At 69.1% G+C, this 15,768-nt stretch carries 29 protein-coding genes; all 29 read left to right on the top strand.

The window, feature by feature from the left end; genetic code table 11:
* The first annotated feature begins 278 nt into the window (after positions 1-278).
* On the top strand, positions 279-587 hold the full coding sequence (rpsJ, locus tag ACN27B_RS05870; protein WP_007073037.1) for a 30S ribosomal protein S10: 309 nt from the start codon (positions 279-281) through the stop codon (positions 585-587).
* Positions 588-598: 11 nt separating this feature from the next.
* Positions 599-1,264, top strand: coding sequence for a 50S ribosomal protein L3 (gene rplC / locus ACN27B_RS05865; protein ID WP_091570055.1), 666 nt, complete (start codon positions 599-601; stop codon positions 1,262-1,264).
* The gene (gene rplD / locus ACN27B_RS05860) at positions 1,261-1,926 is read left to right on the top strand and encodes a 50S ribosomal protein L4 (RefSeq protein WP_091570060.1); all 666 of its coding nucleotides are present in this window, start codon (positions 1,261-1,263) and stop codon (positions 1,924-1,926) included. The genes rplC and rplD overlap by 4 nt, the downstream gene beginning before the upstream one ends.
* Positions 1,923-2,225, top strand: coding sequence for a 50S ribosomal protein L23 (gene rplW, locus ACN27B_RS05855; protein ID WP_091317975.1), 303 nt, complete (start codon positions 1,923-1,925; stop codon positions 2,223-2,225). The genes rplD and rplW overlap by 4 nt, the downstream gene beginning before the upstream one ends.
* 12 nt (positions 2,226-2,237) lie before the next feature.
* Positions 2,238-3,077, top strand: a complete 840-nt coding sequence (rplB, locus tag ACN27B_RS05850; RefSeq protein ID WP_091570064.1) for a 50S ribosomal protein L2 — start codon at positions 2,238-2,240, stop codon at positions 3,075-3,077.
* A gap of 12 nt (positions 3,078-3,089) precedes the next feature.
* A complete protein-coding gene (rpsS, locus tag ACN27B_RS05845; protein ID WP_007073032.1) occupies positions 3,090-3,371 on the top strand; it encodes a 30S ribosomal protein S19 in 282 nt (93 codons plus the stop codon).
* A 40-nt stretch (positions 3,372-3,411) separates the two neighbouring features.
* Complete coding sequence (gene rplV / locus ACN27B_RS05840) at positions 3,412-3,864, top strand: 50S ribosomal protein L22 (protein WP_091570068.1); 453 nt, start codon at positions 3,412-3,414, stop codon at positions 3,862-3,864.
* A complete protein-coding gene (gene rpsC, locus ACN27B_RS05835; protein ID WP_091570073.1) occupies positions 3,864-4,745 on the top strand; it encodes a 30S ribosomal protein S3 in 882 nt (293 codons plus the stop codon). Before rplV ends, rpsC begins: the two co-directional genes overlap by 1 nt.
* Positions 4,746-4,748: 3 nt before the next feature.
* On the top strand, positions 4,749-5,174 hold the full coding sequence (gene rplP / locus ACN27B_RS05830) for a 50S ribosomal protein L16 (RefSeq protein WP_073834927.1): 426 nt from the start codon (positions 4,749-4,751) through the stop codon (positions 5,172-5,174).
* Positions 5,174-5,410, top strand: coding sequence for a 50S ribosomal protein L29 (rpmC, locus tag ACN27B_RS05825; RefSeq protein WP_013288628.1), 237 nt, complete (start codon positions 5,174-5,176; stop codon positions 5,408-5,410). Before rplP ends, rpmC begins: the two co-directional genes overlap by 1 nt.
* A complete protein-coding gene (gene rpsQ / locus ACN27B_RS05820) occupies positions 5,407-5,685 on the top strand; it encodes a 30S ribosomal protein S17 (RefSeq protein ID WP_098747837.1) in 279 nt (92 codons plus the stop codon). Before rpmC ends, rpsQ begins: the two co-directional genes overlap by 4 nt.
* A 97-nt stretch (positions 5,686-5,782) precedes the next feature.
* On the top strand, positions 5,783-6,151 hold the full coding sequence (rplN, locus tag ACN27B_RS05815) for a 50S ribosomal protein L14 (RefSeq protein WP_007073026.1): 369 nt from the start codon (positions 5,783-5,785) through the stop codon (positions 6,149-6,151).
* A complete protein-coding gene (rplX, locus tag ACN27B_RS05810; protein WP_172836497.1) occupies positions 6,148-6,468 on the top strand; it encodes a 50S ribosomal protein L24 in 321 nt (106 codons plus the stop codon). The genes rplN and rplX overlap by 4 nt, the downstream gene beginning before the upstream one ends.
* On the top strand, positions 6,468-7,037 hold the full coding sequence (rplE, locus tag ACN27B_RS05805; protein ID WP_091065804.1) for a 50S ribosomal protein L5: 570 nt from the start codon (positions 6,468-6,470) through the stop codon (positions 7,035-7,037). Before rplX ends, rplE begins: the two co-directional genes overlap by 1 nt.
* A 1-nt stretch (position 7,038) precedes the next feature.
* Positions 7,039-7,224, top strand: a complete 186-nt coding sequence (locus tag ACN27B_RS05800) for a type Z 30S ribosomal protein S14 (protein ID WP_007073023.1) — start codon at positions 7,039-7,041, stop codon at positions 7,222-7,224.
* Positions 7,225-7,322: 98 nt separating this feature from the next.
* A complete protein-coding gene (rpsH, locus tag ACN27B_RS05795; RefSeq protein ID WP_013288624.1) occupies positions 7,323-7,730 on the top strand; it encodes a 30S ribosomal protein S8 in 408 nt (135 codons plus the stop codon).
* Positions 7,731-7,746: 16 nt separating this feature from the next.
* Positions 7,747-8,289 (top strand): 50S ribosomal protein L6, encoded by a 543-nt coding sequence (gene rplF / locus ACN27B_RS05790; protein ID WP_098747838.1) that lies wholly within the window; start codon positions 7,747-7,749, stop codon positions 8,287-8,289.
* A complete protein-coding gene (gene rplR, locus ACN27B_RS05785; protein ID WP_091570085.1) occupies positions 8,286-8,675 on the top strand; it encodes a 50S ribosomal protein L18 in 390 nt (129 codons plus the stop codon). Before rplF ends, rplR begins: the two co-directional genes overlap by 4 nt.
* Positions 8,676-8,708: 33 nt before the next feature.
* Positions 8,709-9,323, top strand: a complete 615-nt coding sequence (gene rpsE / locus ACN27B_RS05780) for a 30S ribosomal protein S5 (protein WP_013288621.1) — start codon at positions 8,709-8,711, stop codon at positions 9,321-9,323.
* The gene (gene rpmD, locus ACN27B_RS05775; RefSeq protein ID WP_013473693.1) at positions 9,323-9,505 is read left to right on the top strand and encodes a 50S ribosomal protein L30; all 183 of its coding nucleotides are present in this window, start codon (positions 9,323-9,325) and stop codon (positions 9,503-9,505) included. The genes rpsE and rpmD overlap by 1 nt, the downstream gene beginning before the upstream one ends.
* The gene (rplO, locus tag ACN27B_RS05770; RefSeq protein WP_099163634.1) at positions 9,505-9,948 is read left to right on the top strand and encodes a 50S ribosomal protein L15; all 444 of its coding nucleotides are present in this window, start codon (positions 9,505-9,507) and stop codon (positions 9,946-9,948) included. The genes rpmD and rplO overlap by 1 nt, the downstream gene beginning before the upstream one ends.
* Positions 9,949-10,183: 235 nt before the next feature.
* Positions 10,184-11,509, top strand: coding sequence for a preprotein translocase subunit SecY (secY, locus tag ACN27B_RS05765; RefSeq protein WP_091570092.1), 1,326 nt, complete (start codon positions 10,184-10,186; stop codon positions 11,507-11,509).
* The gene (locus ACN27B_RS05760) at positions 11,510-12,163 is read left to right on the top strand and encodes an adenylate kinase (protein WP_091570097.1); all 654 of its coding nucleotides are present in this window, start codon (positions 11,510-11,512) and stop codon (positions 12,161-12,163) included. It abuts the gene before it with no gap.
* 95 nt (positions 12,164-12,258) lie between these two features.
* Positions 12,259-13,110 carry a type I methionyl aminopeptidase gene (gene map, locus ACN27B_RS05755; RefSeq protein ID WP_099163635.1) on the top strand — a complete coding sequence of 284 codons (852 nt, stop codon included), beginning with the start codon at positions 12,259-12,261 and terminating at the stop codon, positions 13,108-13,110.
* 455 nt (positions 13,111-13,565) lie between these two features.
* The gene (locus ACN27B_RS05750) at positions 13,566-14,108 is read left to right on the top strand and encodes a DUF1707 SHOCT-like domain-containing protein (RefSeq protein WP_253866156.1); all 543 of its coding nucleotides are present in this window, start codon (positions 13,566-13,568) and stop codon (positions 14,106-14,108) included.
* A 260-nt stretch (positions 14,109-14,368) separates the two neighbouring features.
* On the top strand, positions 14,369-14,590 hold the full coding sequence (gene infA / locus ACN27B_RS05745) for a translation initiation factor IF-1 (protein ID WP_007073013.1): 222 nt from the start codon (positions 14,369-14,371) through the stop codon (positions 14,588-14,590).
* A 92-nt stretch (positions 14,591-14,682) separates the two neighbouring features.
* On the top strand, positions 14,683-14,796 hold the full coding sequence (gene rpmJ / locus ACN27B_RS05740; protein ID WP_012184307.1) for a 50S ribosomal protein L36: 114 nt from the start codon (positions 14,683-14,685) through the stop codon (positions 14,794-14,796).
* A 151-nt stretch (positions 14,797-14,947) separates the two neighbouring features.
* Positions 14,948-15,328 (top strand): 30S ribosomal protein S13, encoded by a 381-nt coding sequence (rpsM, locus tag ACN27B_RS05735; RefSeq protein WP_013288614.1) that lies wholly within the window; start codon positions 14,948-14,950, stop codon positions 15,326-15,328.
* Positions 15,329-15,346: 18 nt separating this feature from the next.
* Positions 15,347-15,754 (top strand): 30S ribosomal protein S11, encoded by a 408-nt coding sequence (rpsK, locus tag ACN27B_RS05730; protein WP_014440747.1) that lies wholly within the window; start codon positions 15,347-15,349, stop codon positions 15,752-15,754.
* Positions 15,755-15,768 lie beyond the last annotated feature (14 nt).

The raw sequence follows: 15,768 nt of genomic DNA, 5'->3' as shown, positions 1-15,768 counted from the left end.
CGTCCGGTTGAGGCTGGACCTCCGGGAGTCAGACTGTCTCGCGTTGGGTGGTTGACCGCCATCGGCGGTCAACCACCCTCGCGCGGCGTTCAGGTCGCGGTCCCCGCGATCGGCGCCACGACCCACCGCGTGGTCAGAGAATCGCTCCGGAGTCCCGGGGCGGAGCCTGGCCCACGGGCGCGACACGCCCGACCGCGGGGGTCGGCGGAAGTGGGCCTGTGCCAGCCGGTACAGGCGCCCGCAACACAGCGGCATCGAGAGAAGGAACAGAAGCCACCATGGCGGGACAGAAGATCCGCATCCGGCTCAAGGCCTATGACCACGAGGTCGTCGACTCCTCGGCTCGGAAGATCGTCGAGACGGTGACGCGTACCGGGGCGCAGGTCGCTGGCCCGGTGCCGCTGCCCACGGAGATCAACCGTTTCTGCGTCATCCGCTCGCCGCACAAGTACAAGGACTCGCGCGAGCACTTCGAGATGCGCACGCACAAGCGTCTGATCGACATCATCGACCCGACCCCGAAGACGGTCGACTCGCTCATGCGCCTCGACCTGCCGGCTGGCGTCGACATCGAGATCAAGCTGTAGGGATCGATCAAATGGACAGGCAAGTCAAGGGGATCCTGGGCGCCAAGCTCGGCATGACCCAGGTCTGGGACAACAACAAGGTTGTCCCCGTGACCGTGGTGCAGGCCGGCCCGTGCGTCGTGAGCCAGGTTCGTAGCGCCGACAAGGACGGTTACTCCGCGGTCCAGCTGGCGTACGGGGCCATCGACCCGCGCAAGGTCAAGAAGCCGGTCGCCGGGCACTACGCCAAGGCGGACGTCGCGCCGCGCCGGCACATCGTCGAGCTGCGCACCTCGGACGCCGCGGACTACTCCGCCGGCCAGGAGGTCACGGTCGAGGAGTTCCCGGCCGGCGTCGTGATCGACGTGACCGGCAAGACCAAGGGCAAGGGCTACGCCGGCCCGATGAAGCGGCACGGCTTCCACGGCCTGCGCGCGAGCCACGGTGTCGAGCGCAAGCACCGCTCGCCCGGCTCGATCGGCGCCTGCGCCACCCCGGGTCGCGTCTTCAAGGGCACCCGGATGGCGGGCCGGATGGGTGGCGTGCGCTACACCGTCCAGAACCTGACCGTCCAGGCGGTCGACACCGAGAACAACCTCCTGCTCGTCCGTGGCGCCATTCCCGGCCCCAAGGGCGCGCTCGTCCTGGTCCGTACCGCGGCCAAGGCGAAGGTGAAGAAGGGCGGTGCGGCCAAGTGACCACCGTTGACGTCCTCAACGTCGAAGGCGGCAAGAGCGGCTCCGTCGAGCTGCCGGCCGACATCTTCGACGCGCAGGCGAACATCGCGCTGATGCACCAGGTCGTGGTGGCTCAGCTCGCGGCGGCCCGGCAGGGCACGCACAAGACCAAGACCCGCGGCGAGGTCTCCGGTGGAGGCAAGAAGCCGTACAAGCAGAAGGGCACCGGTCGTGCCCGCCAGGGTTCGACCCGCGCGCCGCAGTTCGCCGGCGGTGGCGTGGTCCACGGCCCGGTGCCGCGCGACTACAGCCAGCGCACCCCGAAGAAGATGAAGGCCGCCGCTCTGCGTGGCGCCCTCTCGGACCGGGCCCGCGCCGGCCAGGTGCACGTCGTCGAGGCGTTCGTCTCGGGCGAGAAGCCGTCGACCAAGGCGGCTCTGACCACGCTGGCGAAGCTGACCACGGCCCGTCGGGTCCTGGTCGTGCTGAGCAGCACCGACGAGCTGAACTGGGTGTCGCTGCGGAACCTGCGCAACGCGCGGGACAGCCGGGTGCACCTGATCGAGGCCGGCCAGCTCAACACGTACGACGTGCTGGTGGCCGACGACGTGGTCTTCACCAAGGAGGCCCTGGACGAGTTCCTGGGCGTTCCCGCCGAGACCACCGAGGAGGGTGGCAAGTGAGCACGATCGCCGATCCGCGCGACATCATCGTCGCTCCGGTCGTCTCGGAGAAGAGCTACAGCGAGCTGAACCGCAACTGGTACACCTTCCTGGTGCACCCGGACGCCAACAAGACCGAGATCAAGATCGCTATCCAGCAGATCTTCAACGTCCGCGTCCTGACGGTCAACACGCTCAACCGTGAGGGCAAGCGCAAGCGCACCAAGACCGGCTTCGGTCAGCGCAAGTCCACCAAGCGGGCGATCGTGAAGCTGGCTGACGGAGACCGTATCGAGGCCTTCGGCGGCCCGGTCAGCTGAGGGGTGTAGACAATGGCTATCCGTAAGTACAAGCCGACGACGCCGGGCCGGCGTGGCTCGAGCGTTGCCGACTTCGCCGAGATCACCCGGTCGACGCCCGAGAAGTCGCTGCTGGCTCCGCTGCCGAAGAAGGGCGGACGCAACGCCCACGGCCGGATCACCACGCGGCACCACGGTGGCGGCCACAAGCGCCAGTACCGTCTGATCGACTTCAAGCGGGTCGACAAGGACGGCGTGCCGGCGAAGGTCGCCCACATCGAGTACGACCCGAACCGCACCGCGCGCATCGCGCTGCTGCACTACGCCGACGGCGAGAAGCGCTACATCCTCGCGCCGAAGGACCTGAAGCAGGGCGACGCCGTGGAGTCGGGCCCGGGCGCCGACATCAAGCCGGGCAACAACCTGCCGCTGCGCAACATCCCGGTCGGTACCACCATCCACAACGTGGAGCTGCGTCCGGGCGGCGGCGCCAAGCTGGCCCGCTCGGCCGGCGTCGGCATCCAGCTGCTCGGCCGTGAGGGCGCGTACGCGACCCTGCGTATGCCGTCCGGCGAGATCCGGCGGGTGGACGTGCGCTGCCGCGCCAGCATCGGCGAGATCGGCAACGCCGACCAGTCGAACATCAACTGGGGCAAGGCCGGCCGCATGCGGTGGAAGGGCAAGCGCCCGACCGTCCGTGGTGTCGCGATGAACCCCGTCGACCACCCGCACGGTGGTGGTGAGGGTAAGACCTCCGGTGGTCGCCACCCGGTCAACCCGCAGGGTAAGCCCGAGGGCCGCACCCGTCGTAAGGGCCAGCCGAGCGACCGGCTGATCGTCCGCCGCCGCTACGCCACGCGTAAGCGCGGCTGAGGGAGATAAGACATGCCTCGCAGCCTGAAGAAGGGCCCGTTCGTCGACGACCACCTGCTCAAGAAGGTGGAGACGCAGAACGACAAGGGCTCGAAGAACGTCATCAAGACCTGGTCGCGACGCTCGACGATCATCCCGGAGATGCTGGGTCACACGATCGCCGTGCACGACGGACGCAAGCACGTCCCGGTCTTCGTGACCGAGGCCATGGTCGGGCACAAGCTCGGCGAGTTCGCGCTGACCCGCACGTTCAAGGGTCACGAGAAGGACGACCGGAAGAGCCGCCGGCGCTGACGCCGCGGGCATACGGATAGAGGAACAAGGGGTTACAGCGATGCCAGGAAAGGGCGACGCTCCGGTGCTTCCGGGCGCGCGGGCGGTTGCGCGGCACGTGCGCATCTCGCCGATGAAGGCGCGCCGGGTGGTCAACCTCGTCCGCGGCCTGCCCGCGAAGGAGGCGCTCACGGTGCTGCAGTTCGCGCCGCAGGCGGCGAGCGAGCAGGTGTACAAGGTGCTCGCTAGCGCGATCGCCAACGCGGAGAACAACGAGCGGCTGGACCCCGATGCGCTGCTCGTCAGCGAGGCGTTCGTCGACGAGGGCCCGACGATGAAGCGGTTCCGGCCGCGGGCGCAGGGCCGGGCCTACCGGATCCGCAAGCGGACCTGCCACATCACGGTGGCGGTCGAGGCCGTGGCTGCGGCCGCGCCGAAGAAGTCGGCCAAGAAGGCCGCTCCGGCCAAGCAGGCCGAGCCGGCGCAGCAGAGCACGACGGAGGGTGCCGAGTAATGGGTCAGAAGGTTCACCCCACCGGGTTCCGGCTCGGCATCTCGACCGACTGGAAGTCCCGCTGGTTCGCGGACAAGCTCTACAAGGACTACATCGGCGAGGACGTCAAGATCCGCCGGATGATGTCCAAGGGCCTCGAGCGTGCCGGGATCTCCAAGGTCGACATCGAGCGCACCCGGGACCGGGTCCGCGTCGACATCCACACCGCCCGGCCGGGCATCGTCATCGGCCGTAAGGGTGCGGAGGCCGACCGGATCCGCGGCGAGCTGGAGAAGCTCACCGGCAAGCAGGTCCAGCTGAACATCATCGAGGTGAAGAGCCCCGAGTCGGACGCGCAGCTGGTCGCCCAGGGCGTCGCCGAGCAGCTGTCCAGCCGGGTCAGCTTCCGTCGGGCCATGCGCAAGGCGATGCAGTCCGCGATGAAGAACCCGGTCTGCAAGGGCATCCGGGTGCAGGTCTCGGGTCGTCTCGGCGGCGCCGAGATGAGCCGGACCGAGTTCTACCGCGAGGGCCGGGTCCCGCTGCACACGCTGCGGGCCAACATCGAGTACGGCTTCTTCGAGGCCCGTACCACCTTCGGCCGGATCGGCGTGAAGGTCTGGATCTACAAGGGCGACGCCGTGCCGGGCCGCGAGGCCCCGGCCGAGGCCGCCCCGTCGCGCGGCCCGCGCCGTGACCGTGGCGACCGGCCGGACCGGCCGCGCCGTGGTCGGTCGGGCTCGTCGGGTACGACCGCCGGTGGCACCGAGGCCGGCCGCGCTGCCGCGACCACCATCGCGCAGCAGGCGGAGACGCCGGCCGGTGAGCCGGTCGACAGCAGCGCTGTCGCCGCAGCCGCCTCGGCTCCGAACCAGCCGGCAGAACAGCAGCAGGAGGGCTGACAGATGCTGATGCCGCGCAAGCCCCCGAAGGGCTTCCGCAAGCCGCACCACCCGGACCGCCACGGCGCGTCCAAGGGCGGTAACCGGGTGGTGTTCGGCGAGTTCGGGATCCAGGCTCTCGAGCCGGCGTACGTGACCAACCGTCAGATCGAGTCGGCGCGTATCGCGATGACCCGTCACATCAAGCGTGGCGGCAAGGTCTGGATCACGATCTTCCCGGACCAGGCCCTCACCAAGAAGCCGGCCGAGACCCGGATGGGTTCCGGTAAGGGTTCGCCCGAGTGGTGGGTCGCCAACGTCAAGCCGGGGCGGGTCCTCTTCGAGATGTCCTTCCCCAACGAGCAGATCGCGCGAGAGGCGATGCGTCGCGCGATCCACAAGCTCCCGATGAAGTGCCGCATTGTTACGCGCGAAGTGGGTGAATCCTGATGGCAGCGGGCGTCAAGCCTTCCGAGCTGCGTGAGCTCTCCGAGGAGGAGCTGGTCACGAAGCTGCGCGAGGCCAAGGCGGAGCTGTTCAACCTCCGCGTGCAGGCCGCAACCGGGCAGCTGGACAACAACCGGCGGCTGCAGGTCATCCGTCGGGAGATCGCCCGGATCTACACGATCATGCGTGAGCGTGAGCTGGGTCTCTCGGCCGCGCCGACTGAGGTGACTGCATCATGAGTGAGAACACCACCACCGCCGCCGCGCGGTCCCGCCGCAAGGTCCGCGAGGGCCTCGTGGTCAGCGACAAGATGGACAAGACCGTCGTGGTCGAGGTCGAGGACCGGGTCAAGCACGCGCTGTACGGCAAGATCATGCGCCGTACGAGCAAGCTGAAGGTGCACGACGAGCAGAACTCGGCCGGCATCGGCGACCGGGTCCTGATCATGGAGACCCGGCCGCTCTCCGCCACCAAGCGGTGGCGGCTCGTGGAGATCCTCGAGAAGGCCAAGTAGCGAAGGCTCGAGCTCGGCCGGTATCGGTCGGGCGCAGGTTCCGCCAGGCTCCGGCCGCCCCCGGCGGCCGGAGAACCGGCAGACATAGGAGATAGACGTGATTCAGCAGGAGTCGCGACTGCGCGTCGCCGACAACACGGGTGCCCGGGAGATCCTGTGCATCCGGGTTCTCGGTGGCTCCGGTCGGCGCTACGCGAGCATCGGCGACGTCATCGTGGCCACGGTCAAGGACGCGATCCCCGGTGCCGGTGTGAAGAAGGGCGACGTCGTCAAGGCCGTCGTCGTTCGGACCGCCAAGGAGAAGCGGCGGCCGGACGGGTCGTACATCCGCTTCGACGAGAACGCCGCCGTCATCATCAAGGACGGTGGGGACCCGCGCGGTACCCGCATCTTCGGCCCGGTGGGCCGGGAGCTGCGGGACAAGCGGTTCATGAAGATCATCTCTCTCGCGCCGGAGGTGTTGTGACCGTGAAGGTCAAGAAGGGCGACACGGTCGTCGTCATCGCCGGCAAGGACAAGGGTGCCAAGGGCAAGGTCATCGCGGCCTACCCGCGGCAGGACAAGGTCCTGGTCGAGGGCGTGAACCGGGTCAAGAAGCACACCCGCATCAGCACCACCCAGCGTGGCGCCAAGACCGGTGGCATCGTCACCCAGGAGGCCCCGATCCACGTCTCGAACGTGATGGTCCTGGACTCCGACGGCAAGCCGACCCGCATCGGCTACCGGATCGACGACAACGGCCAGAAGGTCCGCATCGCGCGTAGCACCGGTAAGGACCTGTGATGACCACGGCTACCGAAACCAAGACCCTGCCGCGCCTCAAGGAGCGGTACCGCAACGAGGTCGTGGCGAAGCTGCAGGAGCAGTACGCCTACGGCAACCCCATGCAGGTGCCCGGCCTGGTCAAGATCGTCGTCAACATGGGTGTCGGCGAGGCCGCTCGGGACGCCAAGCTGATCGACGGCGCGGTCCGCGACCTCGCCACGATCACCGGTCAGAAGCCGCTGGTCCGGCGGGCGACCAAGTCCATCGCGCAGTTCAAGCTCCGCGAGGGCATGCCGATCGGCGCGAAGGTCACCCTCCGCGGCGACCGGATGTGGGAGTTCCTGGACCGGCTGCTGTCGATCGCGCTGCCGCGTATCCGTGACTTCCGCGGTCTGGACGGGCGCAAGCTCGACGGGCACGGCAACTACACGTTCGGTCTGACCGAGCAGTCGGTGTTCCACGAGATCGACCAGGACAAGATCGATCGCCAGCGGGGCATGGACATCACGGTGGTCACGACCGCCACGACCGACGACGAGGGCCGGGCGCTGCTCAAGCTCCTGGGCTTCCCGTTCAAGGAGAACTGAGATGGCCAAGAAGGCGCTGATCCTCAAGGCGGCCGCGAAGCCGAAGTTCTCGGTTCGCGCGTACACCCGCTGCCAGCGGTGCGGGCGTCCGAAGGCGGTCTACCGCAAGTTCGGTCTCTGCCGGGTGTGCATCCGGGAGATGGCCCACCGCGGTGAGCTGCCCGGCGTGTCCAAGGCTTCCTGGTAATAGCCCGGCGCGCTCCGGCGCGTCAGCTGAACTGTCTCTTCGCCGTAGGCCCCGGGCCTGGCCCGGGGAACCCCGGCGAGAAAGGTTGACGAGTTTTCATGACGATGACCGACCCGATCGCAGACATGCTCACGCGTCTGCGTAACGCCAACCAGGCGTACCACGACCGGGTGACGATGCCCTACTCGAAGATCAAGGCGAACATCGCCGAGGTCCTCAAGGCCGAGGGTTACATCGCCACCTGGTCGGTCGAGGAGCCCGAGGAGGGCGCCGTCGGCAAGCGACTGGTCGTCGAGCTGAAGTACGGCCAGAACCGCGAGCGGAGCCTGGCCGGCATCAAGCGCGTGTCCAAGCCCGGTCTCCGGGTGTACGCCAAGTCGGACGGGCTCCCGCGGGTGCTCGGCGGGCTGGGCGTGGCGATCATTTCGACGTCCCAGGGGCTGCTCACCGACCGGCAGGCCCGCAAGCGGAGCGTTGGCGGGGAAGTCCTCGCCTTCGTCTGGTAACGGGAGACAGGTAGAAATGTCGCGTATTGGACGTAAGTCGATCCCGGTGCCATCCGGCGTCGACATCACGATCGACGGCCAGACCGTCAAGGTCAAGGGCCCCAAGGGCGAGCTGAGCCACGTGCTGGCCGAGCCGATCACGGCGGAGCGGGGCGAGGACGGCGCGCTGCACGTCAACCGGCCCAACGACGAGCGCAAGGCCAAGGAGCTGCACGGCCTGAGCCGTACGCTGGTGGCCAACATGATCGTCGGCGTGACCGAGGGCTACCGCAAGAGCCTGGAGATCGCCGGTACCGGTTACCGCGTGACCGCCAAGGGCAAGGACCTGGAGTTCGCGCTCGGGTTCTCGCACCCGGTGCTCGTGCCGGCGCCGGACGGCATCACGTTCACGGTGGAGCGGCCGACGCTGTTCCACGTGGCCGGCATCGACAAGCAGCAGGTCGGCGAGGTCGCCGCCAACATCCGGAAGATCCGCCCGCCGGAGCCCTACAAGGGCAAGGGCGTGAAGTACCAGGGCGAGGTCATCCGCCGCAAGGCTGGAAAGGCAGGTAAGAAGTGAGCGCCACGCTGCTCAAGCGCCGCCGCGGCGTCGCCGCCAAGCGTGCCGTCGGGCGTGCGCGTCGGCACTTCCGGGTCCGCAAGAACGTCAACGGCACGGCCGAGCGTCCCCGCCTGGTCGTCACCCGCTCCCTGCGGCACATGGTCGCCCAGGTCGTCGACGACACCAAGGGTCACACCCTGGCGTCGGCCTCGACCATGGACGCCTCGCTGCGCGGCGCCGAGGGCGACAAGAGCGCCCTGGCCGGCAAGGTCGGCGCCCTGCTCGCCGAGCGTGCCAAGGCCGCCGGCGTCTCGAAGGTCGTCTTCGACCGCGGTGGCAACCGGTACGCGGGGCGGGTCGCCGCGCTTGCCGACGCCGCCCGCGAAGCCGGGCTCGAGTTCTAGAAACCCCGTCACGAGAGAGAAGGAAGGCTGCTGATGCCAGGTCAACAGCGCCGTGGCGGCGGGTCCGGTGGCAACGAGGGTGGTCGCCGCGACAACCGCCGTGAGGGCGGCCGCGGAAACGCGCCCGTCGAGAAGACCCCGCACCTCGAGCGGGTCGTCGCGATCAACCGCGTCGCCAAGGTCGTGAAGGGTGGTCGTCGCTTCAGCTTCACCGCCCTGGTGATCGTGGGCGACGGCGACGGCACCGTCGGTGTGGGCTACGGAAAGGCCAAGGAGGTGCCCGCGGCGATCGCCAAGGGTGTCGAGGAGGCCAAGAAGCACTTCTTCAAGGTGCCGCGGATCGGTCAGTCGATCCCGCACCCGGTGACGGGTGAGGACGCGGCCGGTGTGGTGCTGCTCAAGCCGGCCTCGGCCGGTACGGGTGTCATCGCCGGCGGTCCGGTGCGCGCCGTGCTGGAGTGCGCGGGCATCCACGACGTGCTCTCCAAGAGCCTCGGCTCGTCGAACCCGATCAACATCGTGCACGCCACCGTGGCGGCCCTGAAGGGGCTCGAGTCCCCCGAGCAGGTCGCGGCGCGTCGTGGTCTGCCGGTCGAGGACGTTGCGCCGGCCGCCATGCTGGCGTCGCGGGCGGGGGTGGCGTCCTGATGGCACGCCTGAAGGTCACCCAGGTCCGGTCCGAGATCGGGACCAAGAAGAACCAGCGTGACTCGCTGCGTTCCCTCGGTCTCAAGCGGATCAACGACGTGGTGGTCAAGGAGGACCGGCCGGAGATCCGCGGCATGATCTTCACGGTCAACCACCTCGTGAAGGTCGAGGAGGTCGAGTAATGACGATCAAGGTGCACCACCTGCGTCCGGCTCCGGGTGCCAAGACCGACAAGACCCGTGTGGGTCGCGGTGAGGGCTCGAAGGGCAAGACCGCCGGCCGCGGTACCAAGGGTTCGAAGGCCCGCAAGAACATCTCGGCGGCGTTCGAGGGTGGGCAGATGCCCATCCACATGCGCCTGCCGAAGATGAAGGGCTTCAAGAACAAGTTCAAGGTCGTGTTCCAGGTGGTCAACCTGGACCGGCTCGCCGAGCTCTTCCCGAACGGCGGCCAGGTCGGCCCGGTCGAGCTGGTCGAGGCCGGTGCGGTCCGCAAGGGCCACCCGGTCAAGGTGCTCGGCACCGGCGACCTCGGCGGTGTGTCCCTCCAGGTGACGGCGCACGCGTTCAGCGCGTCGGCCAAGGAGAAGATCACCGCGGCCGGTGGCTCGGTCACCGAGCTGTAAGGCATGTTCGTGGCGCCCGCTCAGTTGTTCACAACTGGGCGGGCGCCATGGTCTACCGGCGACGTGTGCGCCGGGTAACATCGGATTCGTTTTATGTAGCCGGGCACATCTGCCCGGACCGGGACCGGGCTGTTAGAGTCCGTTCCCAGCCATGGATATCGGGCGCTCCGCCCGGCACCCACCCCGCCCCGCCAGGGATCGTCACCGGCGGCCCGCGTCGCGCAGGAGGAAGAAGTTGCTGTCCGCCTTTCTCAGTGCGTTCCGTACGCCTGACCTGCGCAAGAAGCTGCTGTTCACAGTAGGCATCATCGCGGTCTACCGGCTGGGCGCCACGCTGCCCAGCCCGGGCGTCTCGTACGGCAACGTGCAGAAGTGCCTCGACACCATCCAGGGCAGCACCGGCGTGCTCAACCTGCTGGATCTCTTCTCCGGCGGCGCGCTGCTCCAGCTCTCGGTCTTCGCGCTGGGCATCATGCCCTACATCACCGCGTCGATCATCCTGCAGCTGCTGACGGTGGTGATCCCGCGGCTGGAGCAGCTCCGCAAGGAGGGCCAGGCCGGCCAGGCGAAGATCACCCAGTACACCCGCTACCTGACGCTGGGCCTGGGCATCCTCCAGTCCTCGGCGTTCGTGGCGCTGGCCCGCTCCGGGCAGCTGTTCAACAACCAGTGCGACCAGTTCCCGATCGTGCCCAAGGGCACCGGCATCCCGGACTGGCTGACGCTGACCATCCTGGTCATGACGATGACCGCCGGCACCGGCGTGGTGATGTGGCTCGGTGAGCTGATCACCGACCGCGGCGTCGGCAACGGCATGTCCGTGCTGATCTTCACCTCGATCGCGGCCCGCCTCCCCAGCGAGGGCTGGAAGATCAAGACCACCAAGGGCTGGGGGATGTTCCTCCTCGTCATCGCCCTGGTGCTCCTGGTCATCACCGCGGTGACCTTCATCGAGCAGGCGCAGCGCCGGATCCCGGTGCAGTACGCCAAGCGCATGATCGGCCGGCGGATGTACGGCGGCACCTCGACCTACATCCCGCTCAAGGTGAACCAGGCCGGCGTCATCCCGGTCATCTTCGCCTCGTCGCTGCTCTACCTGCCGCAGCTCGCGCTCCAGTTCTTCGATCCGAACGACCCGGGCAAGGTCCAGGCGTGGATCCAGAACCACATCGTGAAGGCGAGCGCGCCGGAGCACATCGCGATCTACTTCCTGCTGATCATCTTCTTCACCTACTTCTACGTGTCCATCACGTTCAACCCGACCGAGGTCGCGGACAACATGAAGAAGTACGGCGGCTTCGTGCCGGGCATCCGCCCCGGCAAGCCGACCGCCGAGTACCTCGACTTCATCCTCAGCCGGATCACCCTGCCGGGTGCGCTCTACCTGGGCATCATCGCGATCCTGCCGAACTTCTTCTTCATCTGGCTGGACAACCAGCAGTTCCAGAACTTCCCGTTCGGCGGCACCGCTGTGCTCATCATGGTCGGCGTCGGTCTGGAGACCGTGAAGCAGATCGAGAGCCAACTCATGCAGCGGAACTACGAAGGGTTCCTGCGGTAGATGCGACTCGTTCTGGTTGGCCCGCCGGGCGCGGGCAAGGGCACACAGGCGGAGTTCATCGCCGCCCACCTCTCGGTGCCGAAGATCTCGACCGGTGACATCTTCCGGGCCAACGTCACCCAGGGCACGCCCCTGGGTGTCGAGGCCAAGCGGTACATGGACGCCGGCAAGCTGGTCCCGGACGACGTCACCATCAACATGGTGCGCGACCGGCTCGCCGAGCCGGACGCCGGCGAGGGCTTCCTGCTCGACGGTTTCCCGCGCACCACGCCGCAGGCCGCCGAGCTGGACAAGCTCCTCGCCGACCTGGGCTCCGCGCTGGACCTGGTGCTGGAGCTGGTCGTCGACGACGACGAGGTGATCCGGCGGCTGTCCGGCCGGCGCACCTGCCGGGGCTGCGGCAAGATCTGGCACGTCGAGTTCGACGCGACCACCCGCGAGGGCATCTGCGACCGCTGCGGCGCGGAGCTGTTCCAGCGGGACGACGACAAGCCGGAGACCATCGCGGCGCGGCTGCGGGAGTACGCCGAGAAGACCGCGCCGCTGGTGGACTACTACGGCGCCCAGGGCAAGCTGGTCGGCATCGACGCGACCGGGCCGGTGGAGGACGTCACCGTCCGGGCCATCGACGCGCTGCGCTCCTACGGCGGCTGACGACCCACCGCCGTCCGGCGGATAGAGTGCGAACGGCGGGGTACGCGCGACGTGCCCCGCTGTTCCGCGTACGCGCGACGAAAGGTTAGACCGCCATGCGCCGTCCCCAGCTGGACATCCAGCTGAAGACCCCCGAGCAGATCGAGCTGATGCGGGCCGCCGGTCTGGTGGTCGCCCGTGCCCTGCGCCGGATGCGTGAGGCGGTCGCCCCCGGCGTGACGACGGCCGACCTCGACGCGATCGCCGAGGCCACCATCCGGGAGGCGGGCGCGGTCCCGTCGTTCAAGGGCTACCACGGGTTCCCGGCGTCGATCTGCTCCTCGGTCAACGAGCAGGTGGTGCACGCCATCCCGTCGGCCCAGCAGGTGCTGCGCGAGGGTGACCTGATCTCGATCGACTGCGGCGCGGTGCTCGACGGCTGGCACGGCGACGCGGCCGTCACGGTGGCGGTGGGGGAGGTCGACCCGGCACTGCTGCGGATGGCCGAGGTGGCCGAGGACGCGATGTGGGCCGGCATCGCCACCGCCGCCCGGGGCGCGGCCTCCGGCAAGGGCCGGCTCACCGACATCTCCCACGCGGTGGAGAGCGCGGTCCGCAAGGGCGGCCGGTACGGGATCGTCGACGGCTACGGCGGCCACGGCATCGGCACCGAGATGCACCAGGACCCGCACGTGCTGAACCACGGCCGCCCCGGCAAGGGGCCGCGCCTGGTTCCCGGCCTGGCGCTCGCCATCGAGCCGATGATCACGATGGGCTCTCCGCGCACGGTCGAACTGTCCGACGGCTGGACCGTGGTGACGCGCGACCGCTCGATGGCGGTACACGTCGAGCACTCGATGGCGCTGCTGGACGACGGCGTCTGGGTGCTGACCGCCGAGGACGGCGGCCGGGCCCGCCTCGGCGACCTGGTCACCGCCCGCCAGCCCGCGGACTCCCCGGCCCGCTGACCCGTCCGGCCGGCCCGCCGCTCACCCTCGCGGCGTCAGCCGCCCCCGGTGTTCCGCCGGGTTTGGCGGCCGGGACGGTCGCGGTGTCCTGTCGGGCTACGGCTCGACGGCCGGACGGCGCGGTGTTCTGTCAGGCTCGACCACTCGGCGGGTGCGGTGTTCGGCCGGGCCTGGTGACCGGCGTCCCGGCGCCCGGGCGTCGCGGCGTCCCGGCGACCGTCCGGCATTCTGCAGGGACGGCGGGGGCCACGGCGATCCCGACTAGCGGTTCGTCACTTCAACCGATATACCGCCTGGTCATAATTATGACCAGGCGGTATATCGGCGCGGGGTTGCCTCCCTGCCAGCCGGGTCACGCTACGTGGCGGGCGTCGAGGAGGCCGGCGGGCGCGGTTGGGGCGCGGGCCGGGTGGCGGGTTTCCGTCCGGTGGCGGGCCGGTGGCATCCTTGCCGTCATGGACGGGCAGCGGGAGATGCGGGCGGCCGACCGTGACCGGGAGGCCACGGCGGAACGGCTCCGGGTGGCGCTGGAGGAGGGCCGGCTCGGCCTGCACGAGTACGACGAGCGGCTGGCCCGCGCGTACGGCGCCCGCACCTACGCCGACCTGGACGAGGTGGTGGCCGACCTGCCGGGCCCGGCGCCGGCCGAGCGGTCCGCCGTGGTGCCCGCCACCCCGACGCCACCGCCCGCGACGCCACCACTCGCGCCGGCGCCGCCCGCGCCCGCAGCGGCCGTCCCGGGCGGCGAGCCGGCCGCCGGGGCCGGGACGCCGGCCGCGCCGGACACCCGCTCGCGGCTGCTCGGCCTCTGGATGCCCTGGCTGCGGGTGGCCGCGCTGCTGCTGCCGATCTGGCTGATCAGCGTGATCGCCACCGGCCACACCGCCGGTGTCTGGCCGCTCTGGGTGCTGGGGCCGTGGGGCGGCCTGGTGCTGATGCAGTCGGTCGGGCTGATCGGCGTCGACCACGGTCGGAAGCGAGGCGACCGTCACCGCTGAGGCGGCGGGAGCTGTGCCGCTGGTCACAGCCGCGCCGGAAATCCCCCGTCGGGGGGACCGGACGGCCGGCCGGTTTGGCGACGGTGCGCGTGCGGGCGTACACTTTCAGATCGGCGCACAGCGTCCACTCCGCCATGCCCACCCTGCGCTTCGGTGGGAGTCGGAGCCGCGGCTGGCGCGGGTGACCTGATCTTGGTCAGTTCACCCGTGTAAGACGTTGTGGGCCGTCCGGAGTAACCGACGTCAGGACAGCGGAGTACATGCCGAAAAAAGACGGAGCCATCGAGATCGAGGGTCGGGTCATCGAGCCCCTGCCGAACGCCATGTTCCGGGTGGAGCTCGCGAACGGCCACAAGGTGCTGGCTCACATCAGCGGCAAGATGCGGCAGCACTACATCCGCATCCTGCCGGAGGACCGGGTCGTCGTCGAACTGTCGCCGTACGACCTGACCCGCGGGCGCATCGTCTACCGCTACAAGTAAGCCTGACGACGGCCGGGACGTCCCCGTGTCCGTCTTCGACGTCCGGGTCGCGCTCCGTCGCGTCTCCGGGCCAGATGGGAAGTAAGGCAACCGTGAAGGTCAAGCCGAGCGTCAAGAGGATCTGCAACAAGTGCCGGGTGATCCGCCGGCACGGCCGGGTCATGGTCATCTGCACCGACCCGCGCCACAAGCAGCGCCAGGGCTGACGCCCCACACATCACCAGCTCGTCCCAGCCGCGGACGGTGCGCAGCGCGTACCTCTCGTGGTTGACCCCCGGTCGGAGGCCGGGGCCCGCTCGGGCAGCGGGGTGGGACGGGTCCACACCTCCGCCACAATCATGAGGAGTACGCCCGCACATGGCACGTCTAGTCGGCGTGGATCTCCCCCGCGAGAAGCGGATGGAGATCGCGCTCACCTACATCTTCGGGGTCGGTCGCACCCGCGCCCTGGAGACGCTCGCCGCGACCGGCATCTCGCCGGACAAGCGCGTTCGCGACCTCACGGACGAGGAGCTCGTCGAGCTCCGGAACCACATCGAGGGCAACTACAAGGTTGAAGGCGACCTGCGCCGCGAGGTCGCCGCTGACATCCGCCGCAAGGTCGAGATCGGCTGCTACGCCGGTATCCGGCACCGCCGCGGTCTGCCCGTGCGTGGTCAGCGCACCAAGACCAACGCGCGGACCCGGAAGGGCCCGAAGCGGACCGTGGCCGGCAAGAAGAAGCCCGGCAAGAAGTAACTAGGAGCGCACAGACTTATGCCACCGAAGGCTCGTGCCGGAGCCGCCGTCAAGAAGGTCCGGCGCAAGGAACGCAAGAACGTCGCCCACGGGCAGGCGCACATCAAGAGCACCTTCAACAACACCATCGTGTCCATCACGGACCCGACCGGTGCGGTCATCTCCTGGGCCTCGTCCGGCCAGGTGGGCTTCAAGGGCTCCCGCAAGTCGACCCCGTTCGCCGCGCAGCTGGCCGCCGAGGCCGCCGCGCGTCGGGCCATGGAGCACGGCATGCGCAAGGTCGACGTGTTCGTCAAGGGCCCCGGCTCCGGCCGGGAGACCGCCATCCGTTCGCTGCAGGCCGCTGGGCTGGAGGTCGGGCAGATCTCCGACGTCACCCCGCAGCCGCACAACGGGTGCCGTCCGCCGAAGCGTCGCCGGGTCTGAGAGGTTAGAGAGAG

Source organism: Micromonospora sp. WMMD754, from assembly GCF_049315235.1.
GTDB classification, from domain to species: domain Bacteria; phylum Actinomycetota; class Actinomycetes; order Mycobacteriales; family Micromonosporaceae; genus Micromonospora; species Micromonospora sediminicola.
This window is presented reverse-complemented; position numbering and strand designations above follow the sequence as displayed.